This window comes from Ruegeria sp. AG7 (assembly GCF_056541545.1).
Genome location: NZ_JBQFYP010000001.1, coordinates 358,042 through 378,170, shown reverse-complemented (window position 1 = coordinate 378,170; position 20,129 = coordinate 358,042). Strand labels below are relative to the sequence as shown.

The 20,129-nt window shown below is 59.0% G+C and carries 24 protein-coding genes; 5 read left to right on the top strand and 19 right to left on the bottom strand.

Going from position 1 to position 20,129, the window contains the following annotated elements:
* Positions 1-5 precede the first annotated feature (5 nt).
* The 5 genes from ACR0BF_RS01980 to hmgA form a co-directional block, all read right to left on the bottom strand.
* Positions 6-1,616 carry an FAD-dependent oxidoreductase gene (locus ACR0BF_RS01980; protein ID WP_480624165.1) on the bottom strand — a complete coding sequence of 537 codons (1,611 nt, stop codon included), beginning with the start codon at positions 1,614-1,616 and terminating at the stop codon, positions 6-8.
* 134 nt (positions 1,617-1,750) lie between these two features.
* Positions 1,751-2,701: an MBL fold metallo-hydrolase gene (locus ACR0BF_RS01975; RefSeq protein WP_209598814.1), complete on the bottom strand. Its 951-nt coding sequence runs from the start codon at positions 2,699-2,701 to the stop codon at positions 1,751-1,753.
* A gap of 87 nt (positions 2,702-2,788) precedes the next feature.
* Entirely contained in the window at positions 2,789-4,045 is a 1,257-nt protein-coding gene (gene fahA, locus ACR0BF_RS01970; protein ID WP_480624164.1) for a fumarylacetoacetase, read from the bottom strand.
* A 44-nt stretch (positions 4,046-4,089) separates the two neighbouring features.
* Positions 4,090-4,224, bottom strand: coding sequence for a hypothetical protein (locus tag ACR0BF_RS01965; RefSeq protein ID WP_480473942.1), 135 nt, complete (start codon positions 4,222-4,224; stop codon positions 4,090-4,092).
* Between the two features lie 36 nt (positions 4,225-4,260).
* On the bottom strand, positions 4,261-5,616 hold the full coding sequence (gene hmgA, locus ACR0BF_RS01960) for a homogentisate 1,2-dioxygenase (RefSeq protein WP_267365046.1): 1,356 nt from the start codon (positions 5,614-5,616) through the stop codon (positions 4,261-4,263).
* 57 nt (positions 5,617-5,673) lie between these two features.
* On the opposite strand from hmgA, the gene ACR0BF_RS01955 reads away from it, so the two are divergent.
* The 3 genes from ACR0BF_RS01955 to ACR0BF_RS01945 all read left to right on the top strand — a co-directional run bounded on the left by ACR0BF_RS01955 (position 5,674) and on the right by ACR0BF_RS01945 (position 8,247).
* Positions 5,674-6,126 carry a MarR family winged helix-turn-helix transcriptional regulator gene (locus ACR0BF_RS01955; RefSeq protein WP_480519403.1) on the top strand — a complete coding sequence of 151 codons (453 nt, stop codon included), beginning with the start codon at positions 5,674-5,676 and terminating at the stop codon, positions 6,124-6,126.
* 39 nt (positions 6,127-6,165) lie between these two features.
* Entirely contained in the window at positions 6,166-7,437 is a 1,272-nt protein-coding gene (locus ACR0BF_RS01950) for an adenylate/guanylate cyclase domain-containing protein (RefSeq protein WP_480624163.1), read from the top strand.
* A 237-nt stretch (positions 7,438-7,674) separates the two neighbouring features.
* Positions 7,675-8,247 carry a hypothetical protein gene (locus ACR0BF_RS01945; protein ID WP_480473939.1) on the top strand — a complete coding sequence of 191 codons (573 nt, stop codon included), beginning with the start codon at positions 7,675-7,677 and terminating at the stop codon, positions 8,245-8,247.
* 84 nt (positions 8,248-8,331) lie between these two features.
* On the opposite strand, the gene ACR0BF_RS01940 is transcribed toward ACR0BF_RS01945, so the two are convergent.
* Complete coding sequence (locus tag ACR0BF_RS01940) at positions 8,332-9,141, bottom strand: division plane positioning ATPase MipZ (protein WP_480624162.1); 810 nt, start codon at positions 9,139-9,141, stop codon at positions 8,332-8,334.
* A 486-nt stretch (positions 9,142-9,627) separates the two neighbouring features.
* Between ACR0BF_RS01940 and ACR0BF_RS01935 the strand changes: the two genes are divergently transcribed.
* Complete coding sequence (locus ACR0BF_RS01935; protein WP_480624161.1) at positions 9,628-11,274, top strand: MFS transporter; 1,647 nt, start codon at positions 9,628-9,630, stop codon at positions 11,272-11,274.
* A gap of 17 nt (positions 11,275-11,291) precedes the next feature.
* Here ACR0BF_RS01935 and rpmE read toward each other — a convergent pair whose 3' ends face one another.
* Together rpmE and rplS are read right to left on the bottom strand one after the other, a co-directional pair.
* Positions 11,292-11,513: a 50S ribosomal protein L31 gene (gene rpmE, locus ACR0BF_RS01930; RefSeq protein WP_480473936.1), complete on the bottom strand. Its 222-nt coding sequence runs from the start codon at positions 11,511-11,513 to the stop codon at positions 11,292-11,294.
* Positions 11,514-11,524: 11 nt separating this feature from the next.
* On the bottom strand, positions 11,525-11,908 hold the full coding sequence (gene rplS / locus ACR0BF_RS01925; protein ID WP_480473935.1) for a 50S ribosomal protein L19: 384 nt from the start codon (positions 11,906-11,908) through the stop codon (positions 11,525-11,527).
* A gap of 379 nt (positions 11,909-12,287) precedes the next feature.
* Between rplS and ACR0BF_RS01920 the strand changes: the two genes are divergently transcribed.
* On the top strand, positions 12,288-13,088 hold the full coding sequence (locus ACR0BF_RS01920) for a glycoside hydrolase family 25 protein (RefSeq protein ID WP_480624160.1): 801 nt from the start codon (positions 12,288-12,290) through the stop codon (positions 13,086-13,088).
* Here the strand turns inward: ACR0BF_RS01920 and ACR0BF_RS01915 are convergent.
* The 11 genes from ACR0BF_RS01915 to ffh form a co-directional block, all read right to left on the bottom strand.
* The gene (locus tag ACR0BF_RS01915; RefSeq protein WP_480624159.1) at positions 13,085-13,510 is read right to left on the bottom strand and encodes a hypothetical protein; all 426 of its coding nucleotides are present in this window, start codon (positions 13,508-13,510) and stop codon (positions 13,085-13,087) included. The genes ACR0BF_RS01920 and ACR0BF_RS01915 overlap by 4 nt on opposite strands.
* A gap of 134 nt (positions 13,511-13,644) precedes the next feature.
* Positions 13,645-14,454: a tRNA (guanosine(37)-N1)-methyltransferase TrmD gene (trmD, locus tag ACR0BF_RS01910; RefSeq protein WP_480624158.1), complete on the bottom strand. Its 810-nt coding sequence runs from the start codon at positions 14,452-14,454 to the stop codon at positions 13,645-13,647.
* On the bottom strand, positions 14,451-15,266 hold the full coding sequence (locus ACR0BF_RS01905) for a hypothetical protein (RefSeq protein WP_480624157.1): 816 nt from the start codon (positions 15,264-15,266) through the stop codon (positions 14,451-14,453). The genes trmD and ACR0BF_RS01905 overlap by 4 nt, the downstream gene beginning before the upstream one ends.
* The gene (rimM, locus tag ACR0BF_RS01900; RefSeq protein WP_480519415.1) at positions 15,266-15,769 is read right to left on the bottom strand and encodes a ribosome maturation factor RimM; all 504 of its coding nucleotides are present in this window, start codon (positions 15,767-15,769) and stop codon (positions 15,266-15,268) included. Before rimM ends, ACR0BF_RS01905 begins: the two co-directional genes overlap by 1 nt.
* Positions 15,762-15,911, bottom strand: coding sequence for a hypothetical protein (locus ACR0BF_RS01895; RefSeq protein ID WP_162896811.1), 150 nt, complete (start codon positions 15,909-15,911; stop codon positions 15,762-15,764). Before ACR0BF_RS01895 ends, rimM begins: the two co-directional genes overlap by 8 nt.
* A 6-nt stretch (positions 15,912-15,917) precedes the next feature.
* On the bottom strand, positions 15,918-16,553 hold the full coding sequence (bluB, locus tag ACR0BF_RS01890) for a 5,6-dimethylbenzimidazole synthase (protein WP_480624156.1): 636 nt from the start codon (positions 16,551-16,553) through the stop codon (positions 15,918-15,920).
* 12 nt (positions 16,554-16,565) lie between these two features.
* Entirely contained in the window at positions 16,566-16,955 is a 390-nt protein-coding gene (rpsP, locus tag ACR0BF_RS01885) for a 30S ribosomal protein S16 (protein ID WP_209506119.1), read from the bottom strand.
* Between the two features lie 95 nt (positions 16,956-17,050).
* Complete coding sequence (locus tag ACR0BF_RS01880) at positions 17,051-17,347, bottom strand: chorismate mutase (RefSeq protein WP_209506121.1); 297 nt, start codon at positions 17,345-17,347, stop codon at positions 17,051-17,053.
* Positions 17,344-17,886, bottom strand: a complete 543-nt coding sequence (locus tag ACR0BF_RS01875; protein WP_480519419.1) for a GNAT family N-acetyltransferase — start codon at positions 17,884-17,886, stop codon at positions 17,344-17,346. The genes ACR0BF_RS01880 and ACR0BF_RS01875 overlap by 4 nt, the downstream gene beginning before the upstream one ends.
* Positions 17,883-18,437, bottom strand: coding sequence for a GNAT family N-acetyltransferase (locus tag ACR0BF_RS01870; protein WP_480624155.1), 555 nt, complete (start codon positions 18,435-18,437; stop codon positions 17,883-17,885). The genes ACR0BF_RS01875 and ACR0BF_RS01870 overlap by 4 nt, the downstream gene beginning before the upstream one ends.
* A complete protein-coding gene (ffh, locus tag ACR0BF_RS01865) occupies positions 18,437-19,945 on the bottom strand; it encodes a signal recognition particle protein (protein WP_209506127.1) in 1,509 nt (502 codons plus the stop codon). The genes ACR0BF_RS01870 and ffh overlap by 1 nt, the downstream gene beginning before the upstream one ends.
* Positions 19,946-20,129: the final 184 nt, after the last annotated feature.

The window sequence follows — 20,129 nt, the reverse complement described above, 5'->3', positions numbered from 1 at the left end:
GGGGCTTACTCCTTACCGCAGGCTCTGCGGATCGCGTGCCGGAAGGTGTTTTCTTCGTAACTGTCACGCCGGGCCGCCACATGCTGGTCCGGGCGGATCAGGTAGACTGCGCTGGTCGCGTCGCCCAGATAGCGGCGTTTCAGGGCCAGCGTCATGTCATCCTTGACCGACAGCGCCAGTCGCGTGACCTCGATCCCATCTTCTTCCAGGGTGTCAGGGGCGTCTGCATCGATGGTCAAAAGCGTGAACTTGCCTGCAAGCTTGGGCAGCAGAAACTCGTTACCAAGCGGAGCGTCGGGACAGGCCGAACCCGGTCGCGTTCCGGCGGGGCCGTTCAGCGCGTCCGCAGAATTCAGCGAAGATCCATCATAGGTGCAGGGCTGGCTCAGGCGGCCAGAATTCACCAGCGGGCGGGCGAAGTCATAATGCTCGCTCAGGTCCAGTACCGCATCGCGCAGGATCCGCGACATCTCGGATTTCGGGGTAATGAAATCGGTCGACCGGCTGGAATTCAGGATGTTCTCGTCCGCCCCGTACACGCGTTCGGCGTTGTAGCTGTCCAGCAGAGTTTCAGGTGCTTTCCCATCCAGAACCAGCTTCAGTTTCCAACACAGGTTGTCGGTGTCCTGAAGACCGGAATTGGCCCCGCGCGCGCCAAAGGGGCTGACCTGATGCGCGCTGTCGCCCGCAAACAGGACACGGCCCTTGCGGAAGCTTTCCATGCGACGGCACTGGAACGTATAGATCGAGACCCATTCTAGCTCAAACTCGACATCATCCCCAAGCATCGCCTTGAGGCGGGGGATCACGTTCTCGGGGCGCTTTTCGCGTTCCTTGTCGATATCCCAACCCAGCTGCAAGTCGATGCGCCATACATTGTCGGGCTGTTTATGCAACAATGCGGATTGCCCGCGATTGAACGGCGGATCGAACCAGAACCAGCGTTCAGACGGAAAATCCACATCCATGATCACGTCTGCAATCAGGAAGTTGTCTTCGAAAATCCGTCCTTCGAAATCAATGCCCAACATCCGCCGGGCGGGGGAGGTCGCGCCATCACAGGCAATCAGCCAATCGGCTTCGATTGTGTAAGGTCCTTCGGGCGTCCCGACCTCCAGCCGCACGTGATCGTCATGCGTGCCAATCGCCTCGACCTTGTTGCGCCCGCGTATCTCAATCGGTGCGCCTTCTGCCTGCAACTCGCGGACCCGTTCAACAAAATAGTTCTCAAAATGGTATTGCTGAAGGTTGATGAAGGCAGGGTTGGCATAACCTAGTTCCGGTTGCAGGTTGAAGTCATAGACCTGTCGGTCATCGAAGAAGACCTTGCCCCGATCCCACAGGACGCCCTTGTCGACCAGTCGGCGTCCGCATCCCAGCCGGTCGGCAATTTCCAGCGTGCGTTGCGAGAAACAGATGGCGCGGCTGCCGAAACTGACCTTGTCATTCTCGTCCAGAACCACGACGTCGACCCCTTGCTGCGCCAGATCAATCGCGGCGGCCAGACCAACCGGACCCGCGCCGATCACGATAACCTTGTGCCGAACCGGCGTCGGGCTGTCCTGATCGGGGCTGCGTTCATAGCCGTAAAGCGGAGTTTCAAAGATCTTGTTCATGGGCTTCCCCCCAAGCAGATGCGCCAAAGTGCTGCATGTCCTGTGCCCCGGCAGCACGTGCCGAAGCCTTTGGCATATGGTTTCACTGAATCCCGCCGCCTAAAACGATCTGGATCAAACTGGGCCGTTTTTCCTTACCCCTGCAGGGCCTCCCACATCTCAAGATCGCGTTGGGCGGTCCAGATGCGAGGCGTGTCGATACCGCGGGCTTCGTCATAGGCGCGGGCGACGTTGAACGGCAGGCAGTGTTCGTAGATCGCGTAACTGGCGAATTTAGGGTCACATTCGGCGCGGACTGCGTCCCATGCCTCTTTCAGGCTGCCACCGCGCGCCGCAACCTTGGCTGCGGGGCGGTAGGTGCTTTCGACGAAATCGCGGGTGTTTTCGATGGCGGCATTGACCATGTCCTTGCCAACCAGCGCGTCGCCGCGTCCCGGTGCGATGGCGTCGACATCGAACCACTTGATCTCGTCCAGCGTGTCGCCCCAGTCGCTGAAATGCCCGTCGCCGCAATAGCAGGCCGAGTGATATTCGACGATGTCGCCGGTGAACATCACGTTCTGGTCAGGCACATGGATGACGATATCACCGGCGGTATGGGCGCGCCCCAGATGCATCAGGTCGATCCGGCGGTTGCCCAGATAAACGGTCATCGTGTCGCTGAATGTGGTTGTGGGCCAGGTCAGGCCGGGGATGCTTTCATGCCCTTCGAACAGGCGCGGGAAGCGCTGGAATTCGCTGTCCCAGTCTTCCTGACCGCGTTCAACCACCATGGCGCGGGCCATGTCGGACATCAGGATCTGTTGTGCTCCAAAAGCGCTGGCACCTAAAACCCGTACAGCGTGATAATGGGTCAGGGCCACGTGGGTGATCGGCTTGTCGGTCACAGACCGCACGCATTCGATCACCTTGTTGGCCAGGCGCGGGGTCGCCTGCGCCTCGACGATCATCACGCTGTCATCGCCGATGATCACGCCCGAGTTCGGGTCGCCCTCGGCGGTGAAAGCATAGAGCCCCTCGCCCACTTCGGTGAACGAGATTTTCTTTTCCGACATGTCCCCCTGGGACGCGAATGCTTTGGCCATCTTGGTTTTGTCCTTTTGCGGTTGCGCGGAAGGCAGGGATTGGATGCCTCCGGCGGGAGTATTTGGGAAAAGATGAAGCTCAGTGCGTCATCGCTCGAATGGGGAATTGAGTGCAGGCAGAACGGTGCCGGTGCAGTCGCCGAACCCGATCGTATAGCCGTCGCCCCTGGCCGCGCCGGTCAGGGTCATCGTGTCGCCGTCTTCGATGAAGCTGCGGGTTTCACCTGTGTTCAGCGTCAGCGGCTCTTTCCCACCCCAGCTGAGTTCCAGCAACGATCCGCGTTCGGGCTTGGTTGGTCCGGATATGGTGCCTGACCCCAGCAGGTCGCCGGTGTTCATCGGGCATCCCGATGTGGTGTGGTGGGCCAATTGTTGCGCGGCGGAATAATACATCTGGTTGTAGTTGGTCCGCGCGATGGTCGTGGCGTCCTTGCCTTCGGGTGCCATGGTGACGGCCAGATCGATGTCATAAAGCATCGGGCCGCAATCCTTGAGGTGGTCCAGCAGCGCGAACTCGCGGGCTGGCGTATCACAGCGGAACGGCTCGAGGGCTGCCTTGGTCACGATCCAAGGGCTGATCGAGGTTGCGGTTGCCTTGGCCTGAAACGGACCCAGCGGCTGGTATTCCCAGGCCTGTATATCACGTGCCGACCAGTCGTTCAGCAGAACGTAGCCGAAGATGTGGTCGTCAGCTTCCTGAACCGTGATCGGGCCATCCGAGGGCGTGCCGACAATCGCACCCATCTCCAACTCGATATCAAAGCGGCGGCTGGGCAGGAAGGCGGGCAGGTCCTGATCGGGGAATTTCAGCTGTCCCCAAGGGCGGCGGATATCCGTGCCGGACACCACGACCGAGGACGCCCGTCCGTTATAACCAATCGGAATGTGCAACCAGTTCGGCGGCAGCGCGTTTTCCGGGCCACGAAACATGGTGCCCACGTTGAAGGCATGGTTCCGCCCGGCATAGAAATCGGTGTATTCGCTGACCGCGAAGGGCAAGTGCATCTCGGCTTCGGCCTGTGGTACAAGCAGCGGTTCGACCTTGCTTTGTTCGTCCGAGCCGTCCGCCAGAAGGCTGATCAGCCGCTCACGCAGGGCGGTCCAGACAGCGGGGCCTTCCTCCATCAGGGGGTTCCAGAACGGCAGATCGAACAGCGGTTCATCGGTCAGGGTGATCAGGCCTTCGGCTTCGGCGGCGGTAACGTCCAGGATCATGTCACCGATGGCCACGCCGCAGCGCGGATCATCGCCTTCGGTCGAGAAGACACCGTAAGGCAGGTTGTTCAGTGGAAACGGATGCGCCGCGTCGTTGGCCGAGGCCACCCAGGATTTCATCAAAGGCATATTTTGCCCCTATTTTGTTGTACTTGGTACGTGGTTCGAAACGATCATAACCCCTGAAAGACAGGCGCCAAAGCCCAGAACGGGCGCGGTTGCGGCAGGTCGGCTGCCAAGGCCCCGTCTTTGTTTTCCGGTTGCAGCGACAGTACGCCTGCAACCGGAATGGGTATGTTCATCGCCATCAGGACGGGTGCTGTCCGGGTAACCCAGTCTGAGGGTCACTTCTTGCCCGGTGTGCCGTCGAACTTCTTCTCTAGCGATGTCCAGCAATCGATATAGTCGTCCTGCAACGGTGCCTCATTGGCGGCAAACGGCGTCAGGTGCTGGGGGAACCGGGTTTCGAACATGAACGACATCGTCTGGTCCAGCTTTTCCGGCCCCAGATTGGAATAGGATGCTTTGTCAAAGGCTTCCCTGTCGGGGCCATGCGGGATCATCATGTTGTGCAGACTGGTGCCACCGGGAACGAAGCCCTGCGGTTTCGCATCATATTGACCGTAGATGTTGCCCATCAGTTCCGACATGATGTTCTTGTGATACCACGGTGGGCGGAACGTGTCTTCCATCACCATCCAGCGTTCGCGGAACAGGACAAAGTCAATATTTGCAGTACCAGGCTGGCCGGAAGGCGCCGTCAGAACGGTAAAGATCGACGGGTCGGGATGGTCAAACAGGATGGCGCCGACCGGGCAATAATTGCGCAGATCGTATTTGTAGGGTGCATAATTGCCGTGCCACGCCACCACATCCAGCGGGCTGTGTCCGATTTTCGTGGTGTGAAACTGGCCGCACCATTTGATCGTCACGGTCGAAGGGGTTTCACGATCCTCATAGGCAGCGACCGGAGCTTTGAAATCGCGCGGGTTGGCCATGCAGTTGGCCCCGATCGGGCCGCGACCCGGCAGTTCAAACTTCTGGCCGTAATTCTCGCACACAAAGCCACGTGCCGGGCCTTCCAGAACTTCAACCCGGTAAAGCAGTCCACGCGGGATGATCGCGATTTCCTTGGGCTCAAGGTCAATGATTCCCAGTTCGGTCGCAAAGCGCAGGCGTCCTTCCTGTGGCACCACCAGCAACTCGGAATCAGCCGAGAAGAAATAGTCGTCGACCATGGATTCGGTAACTAGATAAATGTGGCAGGCCATGCCAACCTGGGTGTTCACATCCCCGGCCGTCGTCATGGTCCGCATCCCGGTCATCCAGTTCAGACCTTCATCGGAATGCGGCACCGGGTCCCAGCGATACTGGCCCAGGCTGATCACGTCCGGGTCGATGCACGGGGCCGATTTCCAATAGGGCAAGTCGATCTTTTCGTAACGGTGCGAATGCTTTACCGACGGGCGAATACGATAGCACCAGGTGCGTTCAGGCGGGTTGGCGGTAAACGCCGTGCCGCTCAGCTGTTCACCATAAAGTCCGTAGTTGCACCTTTGCGGGCTGTTCATCCCCTGCGGCAGCGCATCGGGCAGCGCCTCGGTTTCAAAGTCGTTGCCAAAGCCGGGCATGTAACCGGCATGGGTACCAACAGGCGTTGCTGCTTGCGTCAATGAATGCGGATCCGTCGGACGGTTCATTACGTATTCCTCCGTTTGCTGCTTGTCGGTTAATAGTTGATTTTGTAACTAACAAGCATGACACACGACGAATCTGAAAAAAATGATGACTTTTTCCTGCAGAATTTTCTGCCGTTTCTGCTGAACCAGGCAGCCGAGCGCGCCTCGTTGGAATTTCAGGCTGTCTACAAGGGACGGTACGGAATGCTCAGAACCGAATGGCGGGTGCTGTTCCATCTGGGGCTGTTTGGCGAAATGACCGCCAAGGAAATTGGTGAACGGGCCGGAATGCACAAAACCAAGATCAGCCGTGCAGTTGCCAAGCTCGAGGAGCGCCGGTACCTGAAACGCACACGGGACGAGGCTGATCGGCGGGCGGAATGGCTGACACTGACACCAGCCGGGCAAGCCGTGTATCGCGACTTGTACGGGGTGGCCGCAAGCTATGACGCCACGCTGTCGGGCCTGTTCAGCGAAAAAGAGGCCGCCTTGCTGCGCCAGATGTTGCGACGGTTGGCAGGCGTGGATTGACCACTGGTAATTGGCGCCTGCCGTCCCCAGATGTGTGTCATGCTTGATACGGAATTTGAAATGACGTCATTTGAACCTGCCAAGGTATCCACACACACCCTGATCGACTGGTTGGTCCAAAAGGGGCTTGAGGGTGCCGGGCAGGAAGAGTTGCTGGAAGGGTTCTGCACCAGTCTGGTCGATATGGGCATTCCGCTGGTGCGGTTTCATGCGGCGCAGTCAACCTTGCACCCGGTTTATGGCGGAACCGGATATAGCTGGTACAAAAGCACCGGTGTTGAATCCGAGAAGTTTGAAAACACGGATACGCCCAGCGAAATGTGGCAACAAAGCCCGCTTTATGCGCTGCTGAACGAGGATCTGGATGAAATCCGGGTCAAACTTGTCGACCATAATGAACCCAGCCGCTTTCCATTGTTGAACGACCTGAGAGAGGTTGGGGCGACCGATTATTATGCCACCGGCATCTCGTATGAGGGGGCGGGAAAGATGCGCCCCGACGGTACCAAAAAGGTCAGTGATGGCGTCCTGATGTCCTGGACCAGCGATGCGCCGTCCGGGTTTGATGACAGAGATCTCAGGCACATTCATGCGGTATTGCCGCATCTGGGGCTGGCGCTCAAATCCGCCAAGAACCAGAACCTGACCGAAGACCTGATGCGGGTCTATCTGGGTCGTGATGCCGGGCGCCGCGTCCTGTCAGGTGAGATTCGTCGCGGATCATTGCAGCAGATCGATGCGGTGATCTGGAATTTCGATCTGGAAGGGTTCACCAACCTGTCAGAAGACCTGCCGGGCCACGAGATCATCGACATGCTGAATGATTACCTGGCTGTGGCCGTGGGCGTTGTGCACGACAAGGGTGGGAATATCCTGAAATTCATGGGCGATGGGCTGATGGCCATGTTCGATGTCGGCGAAATCGACGAGGACGCCCGTGCCGCACTCAGCGCGGTGCCCTTGCTGCAAGCCCGTATGGATGAATTGAACGCCCGACGTCAGGCACAGGGGCTGCCGGTTGCGAATTTCACGCTGGCCCTGCATTCCGGCGAAATCCTGTATGGCAATATCGGGTCCGAAACACGGCTGGATTTCACAGTGATCGGCCCCGCCGTCAATCAGGCCGCCCGAATCGCGGGAATGCACCGGTCGCTGGGTCAGAGAATCCTGATCTCGGACGACGTCGCGGTCGCGGCACGCCCCTGCGCACAAGACCTCATCTCGGTCGGGCGCTACATGCTGCGCGGGGTGAACGAACCCAAAGAGCTGTTCACGGTATACAGTCCCGGCGGGCCATCAGTTACCGGGTGAAACCGAGGCTGTTCCGTTCAGCGGTTCCAAAGCTGAAAGGCGTGAGGGAGCACCTTTGTTTCGCTGGGTACGAGCGGCGGGTTGGAGCGGATGTTCGAGAATAGTGAGGATGTGAACAAATGGCGGGTTTGAGCCCTTGGCGGTCATAGGAAAGAAGGCCGATTCGGCAAATAGATCGAATGCATTCGACCAGCCGTGTTATTTTCACTTGAACGCATGATGCGAGGAGTGTTTTCAATGATGCGCAATGGTCGAGAACTGAAGGTTTCCAAGATCAAATTTGCCGTCCTTACATTGATGTGTTTCGGCATGACGGGACCGCCGGTTTTCGCAGAGGGTTGCAGCATGGCAACGTTGGCTCAAATCCAGGGCAAGTCCTTCGTCTTCCAAAAGTTGCAGCTGGAAGTTGCGACACTGATGCAGGGTCAGTCGGAGGCCATCATCGAAGTTCAAACCGGTGTTACGTTAAGCAGCGCTGATGATGGAGGCTTTTTTGGCCCAACCGGCTTTCTTCGCAAGCGAATGGACAAGGGGCAGAGCTCTATCAACTCACTTCTCATTTCCGCGCGCCGCATGAAGCTGGAAGAGGAAGCATCCCGGCGCTTGGGTGAGATTAAGGAAAACGCCGAAAAGATAGTTGCGACCGGACTTGAAATGGCACCGCTTCTCGAAGCAGGCGAGATCGAAAAAGCAACTCGACTTTATGCAGATATATCCTTGCCTGCTCAAGTCGAAGCTCTGGGCGCAGCTTACACAATGGCCTCCGAGTATGAACGATCCGGCAAGCTCATGGCACTCAAGTGCAAGTGACCTTCGCCCGAGGGTTAGTTCAAAAAGCAACCGGCAAAGAAGTAAAGGCCGCAAAGTCCGCAGACCAGCCTCCAATACAACTGATCAGAAATCGACTTCGACACCCGGCAGGTTCAGCTCTCGCATCATGTCGCGCAGTTCCTGCCGTGCTGCGATGTTCGAGATGTTCAGCTGTTTGACGCCAATATCCTTGAGATCCAGCAGGGTCAGGCCGCGGGGAAACAGTTCGCGAAAGATCACCCGTTCGGAAAAGCCCGAAGCGACGCGGAAGCCGATGCGCTGCGACAGCATTTCGATCGCGCGCTGCATCTTTTCCTTGTTGACCATGCGCTGGGTCCCGACACGGTTGCGCACAACGACCCAGTCGATGGGCTTCAGCCCGGCCTGCGCCCGTAATTGGCGGGCGTTCCAGACCATCTCGGAATAGACGGACGGGCCAAGGATTTTCTCACCCTTTGAATCAATCCGCGCCAGCAGGTCAAAATCGATGAAACTGTCGTTCAAAGGGGTGATCAGCGTGTCGGCCAGCGAATGGGCCACCTGGCTCAGGCGTGTATGGGAGCCGGGGCAGTCGATCAGGATAAAGTCGCTGTCGCTTTCCAGTTGCGACACGGCAGCAGACAGGCGGTGGTCGTAGATATTCTCGCCCGGCTTCAGCGTGCTGGCATCGATCTCGGGCAGGTCGTGATGGCGTGGGCCGGGCAGCGTCAGGTCCGCGCTTTTCAGAAAGTTGTTCCGGTTCTCGAAATACCGTCCAAGGCTGCGTTGCCGCAGGTCCAGATCAAGCGTGCTGACCTTGTGCCCCAGTCGGGCCAGTGCGGTTGCCACATGCATCGACACGGTCGATTTTCCAGCGCCGCCTTTTTCGTTCCCGACCACAATGATATGTGCCATGCTTGTATTCCCAAGTCTTGCCGTGTTTGACTACACGTTGTTGGCACCCACTATATGTTGTGTCGCATGCGATGAAAAGAACCTCAAGCGGCGCTTTTGGGCATTATCGGACTCTATTTTGGAAAACACAGCGCCGTGCGCGGGTTACGGGAAGGCACCAGTCTGGTGATCTGCCTTGATCGGCTATCCGATCACGGTCTTGGCAGCGATATCGCCGTGTCGGCGCCTAGTCCCGAACATCTTGAACAACCGCTGCATGCAACGATCCGCACTGGAATCAATCGCGCCGTTTGCCTGATTCACACATGTACAGATCGCGCTCCCAAAGGGTCCTTTCGCGGTGACGCCGCTTGGTCCGGATCGTGAAAACTATGCGGGGGGCGGAAAATTTGGTTAAATACCAAACAGATTTACACCGAATAACCTTGCAGGCTTTGCACGGGTCCTCTTCGGTTCATCTTCAAAGCAGGTGAAAGGGGCATAGGCATGCCGGACACTGCTGCGGACAGTTCAGGCGGTTCACGCGTTGTTCTTGCAATGACGGCCATTTGCATGATGGTCGTTGGCTTCAACACAACTGCTGTTGCGACCATCCTTCCATATCTGAAGGCCGAGTTCGATCTGACGCCCTCGGGTCTGCAATGGGTGATGGCGATCTATACGGTGGCCAGTGCGGCCCTTGTGACGATTGTAAGCCGGCTTGGGGATATCACGGGCAAGATGGGTGTCTTTTTCTTTGGCATGATCGTGTTTGCCTGTGGCTCGGCTTCGGTGCTGTTTTCACAGAACGCGGCGATGCTGCTGATCGGGCGTGGCGCGCAAGGGGCAGGGGCTGCGGCCCTGTTCGGCACCTCATTGTCCCTGCTGACCGCCGCAACGCCCGAGGAACAACGGGCCAGTGTGACCGGTGTGTGGGGCGCAATCGTGGGCCTTGCGATAGGCGTCGGGCCCATAGTCGGAGGAAGCTTTGCCAACTTTCTAAGCTGGCGCGGGGTATTCGCCACAGACCTTGTGCTGCTTGCCATTGCGTTTGTGATCGGCCTGCAGGTCAGCAGGAAAAACTATGTCCCGGATACGCGCCTTCAGGGTGCAAAATTCGATACCGCAGGGGCGATTGCCATTGTCTTGCTGCTGGGCCCATTGTCTTTCGCGCTCAGCAACGGTGAGGCACACGGATGGGACAATGCCCTGACCATCGTTCCTTTGGGTGTCGCCGCTTTGGCAGTTGTCGGTCTGGTCTACACCTCGCGGCGCAGCGACGATCCGCTGGTCGAGTTCCGGTACTTCCGGCATCCGCGCTATCTTATGGCGGCAACGGGGATGTTCTTTGCGGGATTTGCGTTGTTCTGTTTCTTTGTCTACTTCAACGTGTTCGTCCAGTCCCCGGATGCGTTCGGCTATTCACCGGTTGAGGCGGGCGTGGCAATCCTGCCCCTGAGCCTGAGCATGTTTGTCATTTCTGTCACCGCGCCGCGCCTGCTTGCGCCATACAGTTTCCAATGGCCGGTGAGTGCTGCAATGGGGTTGATGGCCTGCGGCTTCCTGCTTTTGACAACAACCTCGAATATCGACAGCTATGCTGAAATCTGGTGGAAACTGATCATTGTGGGGGTTGGCATCGGCATCTGTTTTTCGTTGCTGCCCCGTCTTGGGCTTCGCTTGCTGCCCGACGAACATGTCGGACAGGGGTCCGGGGTGATCAACGCATTCCTGTATTTCGGGGCCACGATGGGATCGGTTGTCGGCGGTCTGGCCGAAGCTCTGACCATCCGCTCGGGCCTGTCAGAAGTCATCACCGCGCTGCCCGCCGGATCGACGCAGCGCGACGACCTTGCGCGCGCCCTGACACATGGCACGGCAACACAGGTGGAACAGCTGATTGCCGGGCTTGACCCGTCAACTGGTTCAGCGCTGGCCGGGGCGCTGCGTGATCTGCGGGATAATGCCTTTGATGCGGCGATGCTCATGGCCGCGATCGCCGCCAGTATAGGGCTGGTGATCGCGCTGCTGCTGTTGCGCGGTCCGGTTCCGCCATTGCACGACGCGGCTGAACTTACAAAACCAAAGGATCAGAAACCGGGGAAAAAGGGGCCTGAAACGAAAGAAGGCCGCCCTTTGGCGACCTTCCTTTGAAAGACTTTGGCAAAGGTTTAGAAACCCAGACCTTCGTATTTCTTCTTGAACTTCGACACGCGGCCGCCAGCGTCCAACAGGCGCGACGAACCACCGGTCCATGCAGGGTGTACCGAAGGGTCGATCTCCAGTGCCAGCTGGTCGCCTTCGCTGCCCCAGGTGGATTTCATCTGAACGATGGTGCCATCGGTCATCTTGACGTCGATGACGTGATAATCGGGATGGATGTCTTTTTTCATCTTTCCGCTCCTTACGCTTCGGCGCCAGCTTTGGGCTTGTAGTTGGAAACCTCTGCGATACGCGCGGATTTACCGCGACGGGTGCGCAGATAGTACAGTTTGGCGCGACGAACGCGGCCGCGGCGGACAACGGTGATGCTGTCGATATTGGTCGAATACAGCGGGAATACACGCTCCACGCCTTCGCCAAACGAAATCTTGCGAACGGTGAACGAACCGGCAATGCCGCTGCCGTTGTTGCGCGCGATGCAGACGCCTTCGTAGTTCTGCACACGGGTGCGCGACCCTTCGGTCACTTTATAGCCGACACGGATAGTGTCACCGGCTTTGAAATCGGGGATGTCTTTCCCCAGGGCGGCAATCTGTTCCGCCTCAAGCTGTGCGATCAGGTCCATCGCATTTTCTCCTATCTGCTCGTGGTTGGTCCACGAAGTTGGGCACGGCCTGAGAGCTCTTGGTCTTCACCGGGTCCTGCGTACAGCCCGCCAGAGGTCAGATCGAATGTTCCTTTGGTCTGGCCTGACCCGGCGCATCCCTGCCGAAGAAAACGGGACATCACGCCATGGTGCAAACCAAAACACCGGAGTCGCAGAACGCGGCACCGGATTGCGGTCGTTTAAGGGTATTGCAGGCAGGGATCAAGGGAAAAACGCCCTGTCTTGCCCAACGGGCCGGTAGGAATCCGCCAGCCTGAAACTAAGGCGTTGCCAAGCGGCCCAGATCAGGCATTCTGAGGCAAATAATATGAGCAGATATTTCAGACAGGACCCTATGATGCGATTGGCATTCATGCTGGCCATAACGGCCGTTGCGCTGATGTCTTGCGGTCGAGGCGGCCCGAAACCTCAGGCAGTCGAACCCGTTCCGGGCGTGGACAGGACAGCACCACTTGTGATCTACCCCGATTTTGGCGACGCGGATCCCCATGACTGGGAAGGGAGCCACCCCGGACAATACCCGATCCATGGCCTTGACGTGTCACGCTGGCAGGGGCCGATTGACTGGCGCACGGCCCGGGCATCAGGTGTCAGCTTTGTGTTTCTGAAAGCCACTGAAGGCGGTGACGTGGCAGATCCCCTGTTCGACGATCACCGCCGCGGCGCGCAGTCGGCCGGTGTGCCCTGGGGCGCCTATCACTATTATTATTTCTGCCGTTCGGCCCGGGAACAGGCCCGCTGGTTCATCCAGAACGTGCCCAAAGGGGCAGACCTGCCGCATGTGCTGGATATGGAATGGACGCCGCATTCCAAGACCTGCACGCTGCGCCCCGATGGCAGAACCGTCCGGGCCGAGGCGCAGCATTTTCTGGACATTCTCGAACGACATTATGGCCGCCGCCCGATCGTCTATACCACGGTGGATTTCTATGAAGACACCGATATCGGGCGCCTGCCCAAGACCGAGTTCTGGCTGAGATCGGTCGCAGGCCACCCACGCACTGTCTATCCCCGCGCGGTCTGGCGATTCTGGCAATATACCGGCACTGGTCTGGTGCCGGGCGTTCAGGGCCGGGTGGACATCAACACTTTCAATGGCACGCCAGACGTCTGGGCCAGATGGAAGGTCGGGGGTTAGGTCTTTGGTGCGCCGTAGGTTTCAATGGTGCCGCCGCTAACCAGATGGTCCAACCGGCGCTCACGCTCTTCCCCAAAGGCGTTGCGCACCCAGAACGATTCCCCTGCGCTCAGTTCCCGGCGTTCGAAACCGCGCTCTTGCAGGCAGTGGTCCACCTGATCGATTTCGCCCTGCGTGCGCAGTTCGTCCTGGATCGGGGCGGTAATCGCAGGGCCGATGAGGATACCCCATAAAAGGATATTCGTTGCATATCCCCCGATGACGGCGCTGTTTCCGCCTTCGTCAGCTTCCAGAGAACAGGAATCGACCGCTACCCGCGCCGAATGCAGATTGTGACCGGCTTGCGTTGGAACGGACATCCCCAGTGGTTTGGTCGTACAGGCAGAGGCAACCAGAAAAGCGCCAAGCAATAACTTCTTCATAATGCAATTAGTCTTTCGTTTTAAGGCACTGAAAACGCAGGGCTTTCAAACGTGCATATTTTGGAAGATGATCAACTGCAAATAGAATTCTGGCAAACACAGAACCTGCGGCATGTCTGCAACAATTCGGTCTGTCACTCAGACGAATCCGACCGGGATTTTGCATAGTCGGCCCAGATATCCGGGCGCCGCTCGCGGGTTATATCCTCAGCAATCTTGTGACGCCATTCGGCGATGCGGCCGTGGTGGCCCGACATCAGAACCTCTGGTATCGGGCGGCCTTTCCAATCCGCCGGGCGGGTGTATTGCGGATGTTCCAGCAGGCCCGAGGAAAAGCTTTCCTCTTCGGTCGAGGCCTGATTGCCCAGAACGCCGGGGATCAGGCGCACCGTGGCATCGATCAGGGCCTGTGCCGCAATCTCACCACCGGTCATCACGAAATCCCCCAAGGAGACCTCCTGCACACCGTAATGCTCCAGCACGCGCTCATCCACGCCTTCGAACCGGCCACACAGCAGGGTCATGCCATCGCAGCGTGCAAGGTTCTGCATCATGCGCTGGTCCATGCGCCGCCCGCGCGGGCTGAGGTAAATCAGTGGCCAGTTGCCCTGAATGCCCGCCATGGTGTGCTCGATGGCTTCGCCCAACACATCGGGCCGCAAAACCATACCCGCGCCGCCCCCGGCTGGCGTGTCATCCACGTTGCGATGTCTGCCGACGCCGAATTGCCGCAAGTCCACGGTTTCCAGCTGCCACAACCCCTCTTGCAGGGCCTTGCCGGTCAGGCTTTCTCCCAGAACGCCAGGAAAGGCGGTTGGGAACAGGGTGATGATCTTGGCTTTCCAGACGCCGTGCAAGTCCGGGGTGGGTGTTATCAACTCACGCGGTTTCAGCGTGGGCCGGATCGCCTTGCGACCATGGGATTTGCCGGGTTTGTCAGTCATTTCTGGCGGGCCAGTTCATATTGGGCGGTTCGAATCAGGGCCTTTTTCTGAGTGATCAACGCCGTTTCGTCCAGCGATGATCGGTTCAGGGCCAGCAGTTCCCTCAGAACGTCGTCGGAAAGCTGAGGGCTTTCATGCGCGGGCTTCACTAGCCGCGCCGATTTCGCGTGTGGCAGGCCAAGAAATTCGACAAACGGTGCGCCCAGTCCAAGGTGGTGACCTTTCAGCGCTTCCATCCACGCGGTCCGTACCGTGACAGTTGGCAACCGGTCAATAATCCGGTCCGCCGTGTCCTGTAGCGATGGCAGATGCGCAAGATCGGCGCAAAAGCCGTCCAGGTCCTGAACCATGCGCGACAGGTGAAGATCGTGGGCCCAAAGGCTGCGCAACCACGCATCGCGATTGCGCAACGACAGGTAGACGGTGATGTCGGTTTCTTCGCCCACCAGACGGCGGCGCAGCACGCTGACAACCGTTTCCGCCAGTTCGGGTGCGGCTCCGTATCCTTCGCTTTTGTTCCTGCTGGGGCGCAGGCCCAGAAAATTCTCTTCGCTCAGGATCAATCCCCGGCGTGCTCCGAAATCCAGACCGTCGAAAAACGTGTGCAGCTGACCGCCAAACCCTGCCAGCGTGTCATCCAGACGATAGATCGAATGGCGCGTGGCCGCTTCGTTCAACCCGGCCTTGCGGGTCTTATACGGAAGGACCAGCGCGAAATGCGGCCAGATCAGCTCGCGGTTTTCGTGCAGAAAGGACTGTGCTGCCGTCATGCCGGTCTTGTGAAAACCCAGATGCAGCAGAACACGTCGCATCAGATTAGGCCTTCGGGCGGGTCGGCCACGATGCGGCCCTGTTCCAGATCGACGGTTGGCACCACCTGCATCGTGAACGGCAGCAGAACCGTCGCCTTCAGGCCCGGCCCGTGTAGTTCCAGCAGGTCCGTGGCCCCGTGGTTCTGCACGGATTTGACCTTGCCCAGCAGGGTGCCGCCGGTGTCATAGACCTCAAGCCCAATCAGGTCTGTGTGGTAGAACTCGTCATCGGGCAACGAGGGCAACTGATCGCGCCGCGCAAACAGGCGCAAACCGTTCAGGGCATCCGCCTGTTCCTTGGTTTCGACGCCGCCAAGACGGGCGGCAAAACCGTTCTTGATCGTACGCGTCAGAACCACTGGATAGCGTTCCTTGCCGGATTCATCCGTCAGCGGCGAATACGCCTCGATATCTTCGGGAACGGCGCAGAAGCTTTTCAGGCGCACTTCACCGCGTACACCATAAGACCCCGCGACGCTGCCGACGCAGATCAGATCACTCATTGGCAGCCCCCGTCGTCAAACAGATCCCGTTTCTCCATTCGCCAAGCCCGTTGCAGGCTTCGCGCTGATTGTTGCGCTCAAAGAACACGCCCACAATAAAGGCGATCAGCAGCAGAATGGGAAGGCGTATCAATCCGAACATTTGGCGCTACCTTGTTTCGATCTTCAGGCTGTTGGCCCGGTTTTCCCAGCCAACCTGTTCAAGTTCGGGGGTGTCAGATATCTGTTCCGGCCATCCGACACAGAAATACCCGATCAGACGCCAGTTGTCCGGTACATCCAAATCGCGCGCCATCTGTTCGGGGTCCAGAATGGATACCCAGCCCAACCCCAGCCCCTCAGTCCGCAGGGCCAGCCAGAACAGGGTGATGGCAGAGACCACGGAATAGCGCCGCATCTCGGGCATCGAGCCCGCGCCAAGACCCATCCCCTTGTCGGTACTGTCGTCGCAGAAGACGGCCAGTTGCACCGGCGCTTCCTGCATCCCCGACAGTTTCAGGCGGCTGTAAAGCTGCGCCCTGTCGCCGGAATAGCCCGCCAGGGCATCATCATTCGCGGTTTGGAAATTCCTTAGCGCCGCAGCCCGGGCCGCTGCGCTATCGACGCGGATCACGCGCCAGGGTTCGCTTAGCCCCACGGATGGGGCCAGCCGAAACGCGTCGAGGCAGTGCGCAAGCACTGCCTCGTCTACCGCGTCGCCGCGGAACCGGCGCACATCGCGCCGGAGCCGCAACAACAGATCGAACTGCGTGCGAAATGCGTCAGTAAAGGTCTGATCCCGCACGCTTCGGCCTGCTTATTCTTCTGCAGCCGCTTCTTCAGCCGGTGCAGCAGCCGCTTCGGCAGCTTCCGCAGCCTTTGCAGCTTTCTCTTCCGCGCGTTCCTGAGCTTTCTTGCCCGGTGTGCCCTTGTTGGGGTTGTTGCGCTCGGCCTTGTCACGGGTGCCGGCAGCTTCCAGCATACGCGCGATACGGTCGGTGGGCTGGGCGCCCTGATCCAGCCAGTGCTGAACGCGTTCCATGTCCATTTTCACACGCTCTTCGCTGTCTTTCGGCAGCAGCGGGTTGTAGGTGCCCAGTTTCTCGATGAAACGGCCGTCGCGCGGCATCCGGCTGTCAGCCGCGACGATGCGGTAAAACGGACGTTTTTTCGAGCCTGCGCGGGCGAGACGAATTTTCATTGCCATGGTGGTATCTCCTTTGAATGGCATCACGCCGGAGGCGTGTATTTGATTGGCCGGTGTGTTTTCCGGTTAATTCTGATGGTTGCTGAACCTCTGGTTCACCCTTGGTGTTTCCTGTGGTGTCGGATGACTTCCTGAATGATGAAATTCAGAAAAGCCTTGGCGAAATCGGGGTCCAGATCGGCCTCTTTCGCCAGGTCTTCAAGCCGTGCGATCTGCGTGGCCTCACGCGAGGGATCGGACGGGGGAAGGTTGTGTTCGGCCTTGAGCTTGCCAACGGCCTGTGTGTGTTTGAACCGCTCGCCCAGCGTATAGACAAGGATCGCATCCAGCCGGTCGATGCTTTCGCGATGCTCTTTCAGCAATGCAGCCGCGCGTGTCACGGGGTTGTTCATTGGCCGGTCCTTTCGGGTGTCGAAACGTCAATCTTGGGGTGCCGCCACACCTGGCAGGGCTGGCCCAGCAGTTCGGCATTGTCACGCTCCAGCGTTGCGCCCAACCGTTCGGCCAAAGCGCGCGATCGATCGTTTTCGTGGGCGATATACGAAATCACCCCGTTCAGGCCCTGATGCCGCGCCGCATAGGACCGTGCGGCAAGCGCCGCCTCATAGGCAAAACCTTTACCTTCGAAATCTTCCATCACGGTCCAGCCCAGTTCAGGCTCGTCCCAGCCGGGGGCGTCAATCAGGCCGACGCCGCCAGCGAACCGACCGCTGGATTTATCGGTCAGGTGCCAGAGGCCAAATCCTTTCAACGCCCAGTGCCCAAGGCGTCTGGCCAACATGCCCCAGCTTTCCAGCGCGTCCCGGGGTCCGCCCACCAAATGGCTGCGCTCGGTCGCAAAGAATGCGGTCAGCGCAGGCAGATCATCCAGATGCGGCGCGCGCAGGATCAGGCGTTCGGTTTCAACGGTGGGGATGGTGAACGCGGTCATGCGTAGGCCTCCATCCCGCCATTCTCCAGATCCGCAGGCGCGGGGTGCCGCCAGATTTCGGACCTGCCGAATTTGGGGTGGTCATAGTGATACTCGAACTGCGCGCCCAGCCGTTTCGCCACGGCCTTGCTGGCAAGATTGTCCAGATCAATCAGCGAGATCGCCGTTTTCCACCCCAGAACATCATACGCATAAGACCGTGCGGCGAGTGCTGCCTCGGTCGCGTAACCCTTGCCGGTGGCGTGGTTCATCAGTGTCCAGCCGATTTCGGGTTCGGGCCAGCCTTCGGGGCACCAAAGCCCGATCCGCCCGACATAAGTGCCCGAGGCTTTTTCCTCGGCACTCCAGAACCCGTAACCGCGCAGGGACCAGTGGCCCAGCAGCGAAGCGATCAGTCGCCAAACCTCATCCCGGCGCAGTGGTCCACCGACGAACTTCGCCGCATCGCTGGCAAAAAACGCGGTATCGGCGTCCAGATCAGCCTCGGACGGCGCGCGCAGGATCAGGCGCTCGGTTTCAAGTCGGGGGATATGTTGGGCGATGGCGTTCATTACTTCTTCTTGCCAAACCCGCTCAGGCCCTGAGGTAGCCCCATGCCGCCGCCCAGACCAGGCAGACCGCCGGGCATCTTGCCGCCCATCGCTTTGGCCGCCTGTTCCAGTGCCTTGGGGTCCATGCCGGCAGCCATGTCTTCGGGGCTGGGACCACCTTTACCGAACATGCCCTTCATGGCCTGTTTCAGCATCTTGCCTTTGCCCATCTTGCCCATCTTTTTCATCATGTCCGACATCTGCCGGTGCATCTTGAGCAGCTTGTTGAGGTCGCTGACCTCCATCCCCGAACCGGCTGCAATCCGTTTCTTGCGGCTGGCTTGCAACAGTTGCGGGTTGGCGCGTTCGCGTTTGGTCATGGACTGGATCAAGGCGATCTGCTGGCGCAGGATCTTGTCGTCCAGACCCGCCTGATCCATCTGCTTGGCCATTTTGCCCATGCCCGGCATCATGCCCATCATGCCCTGCATGCCGCCCATCTGGATCATCTGTTCCAGCTGCATCTTCAGGTCATTCATGTTGAACTGACCTTTGACCATGCGCTTCATCATGCGCTCGGTCTGTTCCATCTCCATCGTTTCCTGGGCTTTTTCGACCAGGGCAACGATGTCGCCCATGCCCAGAATACGTCCGGCGATCCGGTCCGGCTCGAAGGTCTCCAGCGCGTCCATCTTCTCGCCCAGACCGACAAAGCGAATAGGCTTGCCAGTCACCGCGCGCATAGACAGCGCCGCACCACCGCGCCCGTCCCCGTCCATCCGGGTCAGGACCACGCCCGAGATACCGACCTTGGCGTCGAATTCTTCGGCCACCTCAACGGCGACCTGACCGGTCAGGCCGTCAACCACCAGCAGGGTCTCGCGCGGGTCAACCGCGTTGCGGACCTGCTCGACCTCGTCCATCAGCACTTCGTCGATATGCAGGCGACCGGCGGTATCCAGCATGTAGACGTCATAGCCGCCCAATGTGGCCTGTTGCTTGGCGCGCTTGGCGATGTCGACGGGTTTCTGGCCCGGTACAATCGGCAGCGTATCAACACCGACCTGCGCGCCCAGAACCGCCAGCTGGTCCATCGCCGCCGGGCGATAAACGTCGAGCGAGGCCATCAGGACCTTCTTGCCCTCTTTCTCTTTGAGGCGCTTGGCCAGTTTACCGGTGGTGGTGGTCTTACCCGAACCCTGCAAACCGACCATCAGGATCGGGGCAGGCGGGTTGTCGATCTTCAGCTTGCCGGGGTCTTCCTCGCCACGCAGGGTATCTACCAGCGCGTCATGCACGATCTTGACGACCTGCTGACCGGGGGTGATCGACTTGGTCACCGCCTGACCGGTCGCCTGGTCCTGCACCTTCTTTACGAATTCACGCGCCACCGGCAGCGAGACGTCGGCCTCAAGCAGGGCAACACGGACCTCGCGCAGGGCGGTCTTGACGTCTTCTTCAGACAGGGCACCCTGTTTGGTTAGCCGGTCAAAGACGCCGGAAAGGCGTTCGGATAGATTTTCAAACATGCCTTCGGCCTCCTTAGCCGGTTTAGATGTGGCACTCCCTAGCTAGGTAGCGCCGGTTAAATACATAATTGCCCCCTCCCACCGAACCAAACGTGGGGGTAATGCCAAATGGCATTGCCCCCACGGGCGAAACTCGCTGGTGGGGGGCGATCCCTGAACGACTCAAGGGACCGGAAGATCAAGA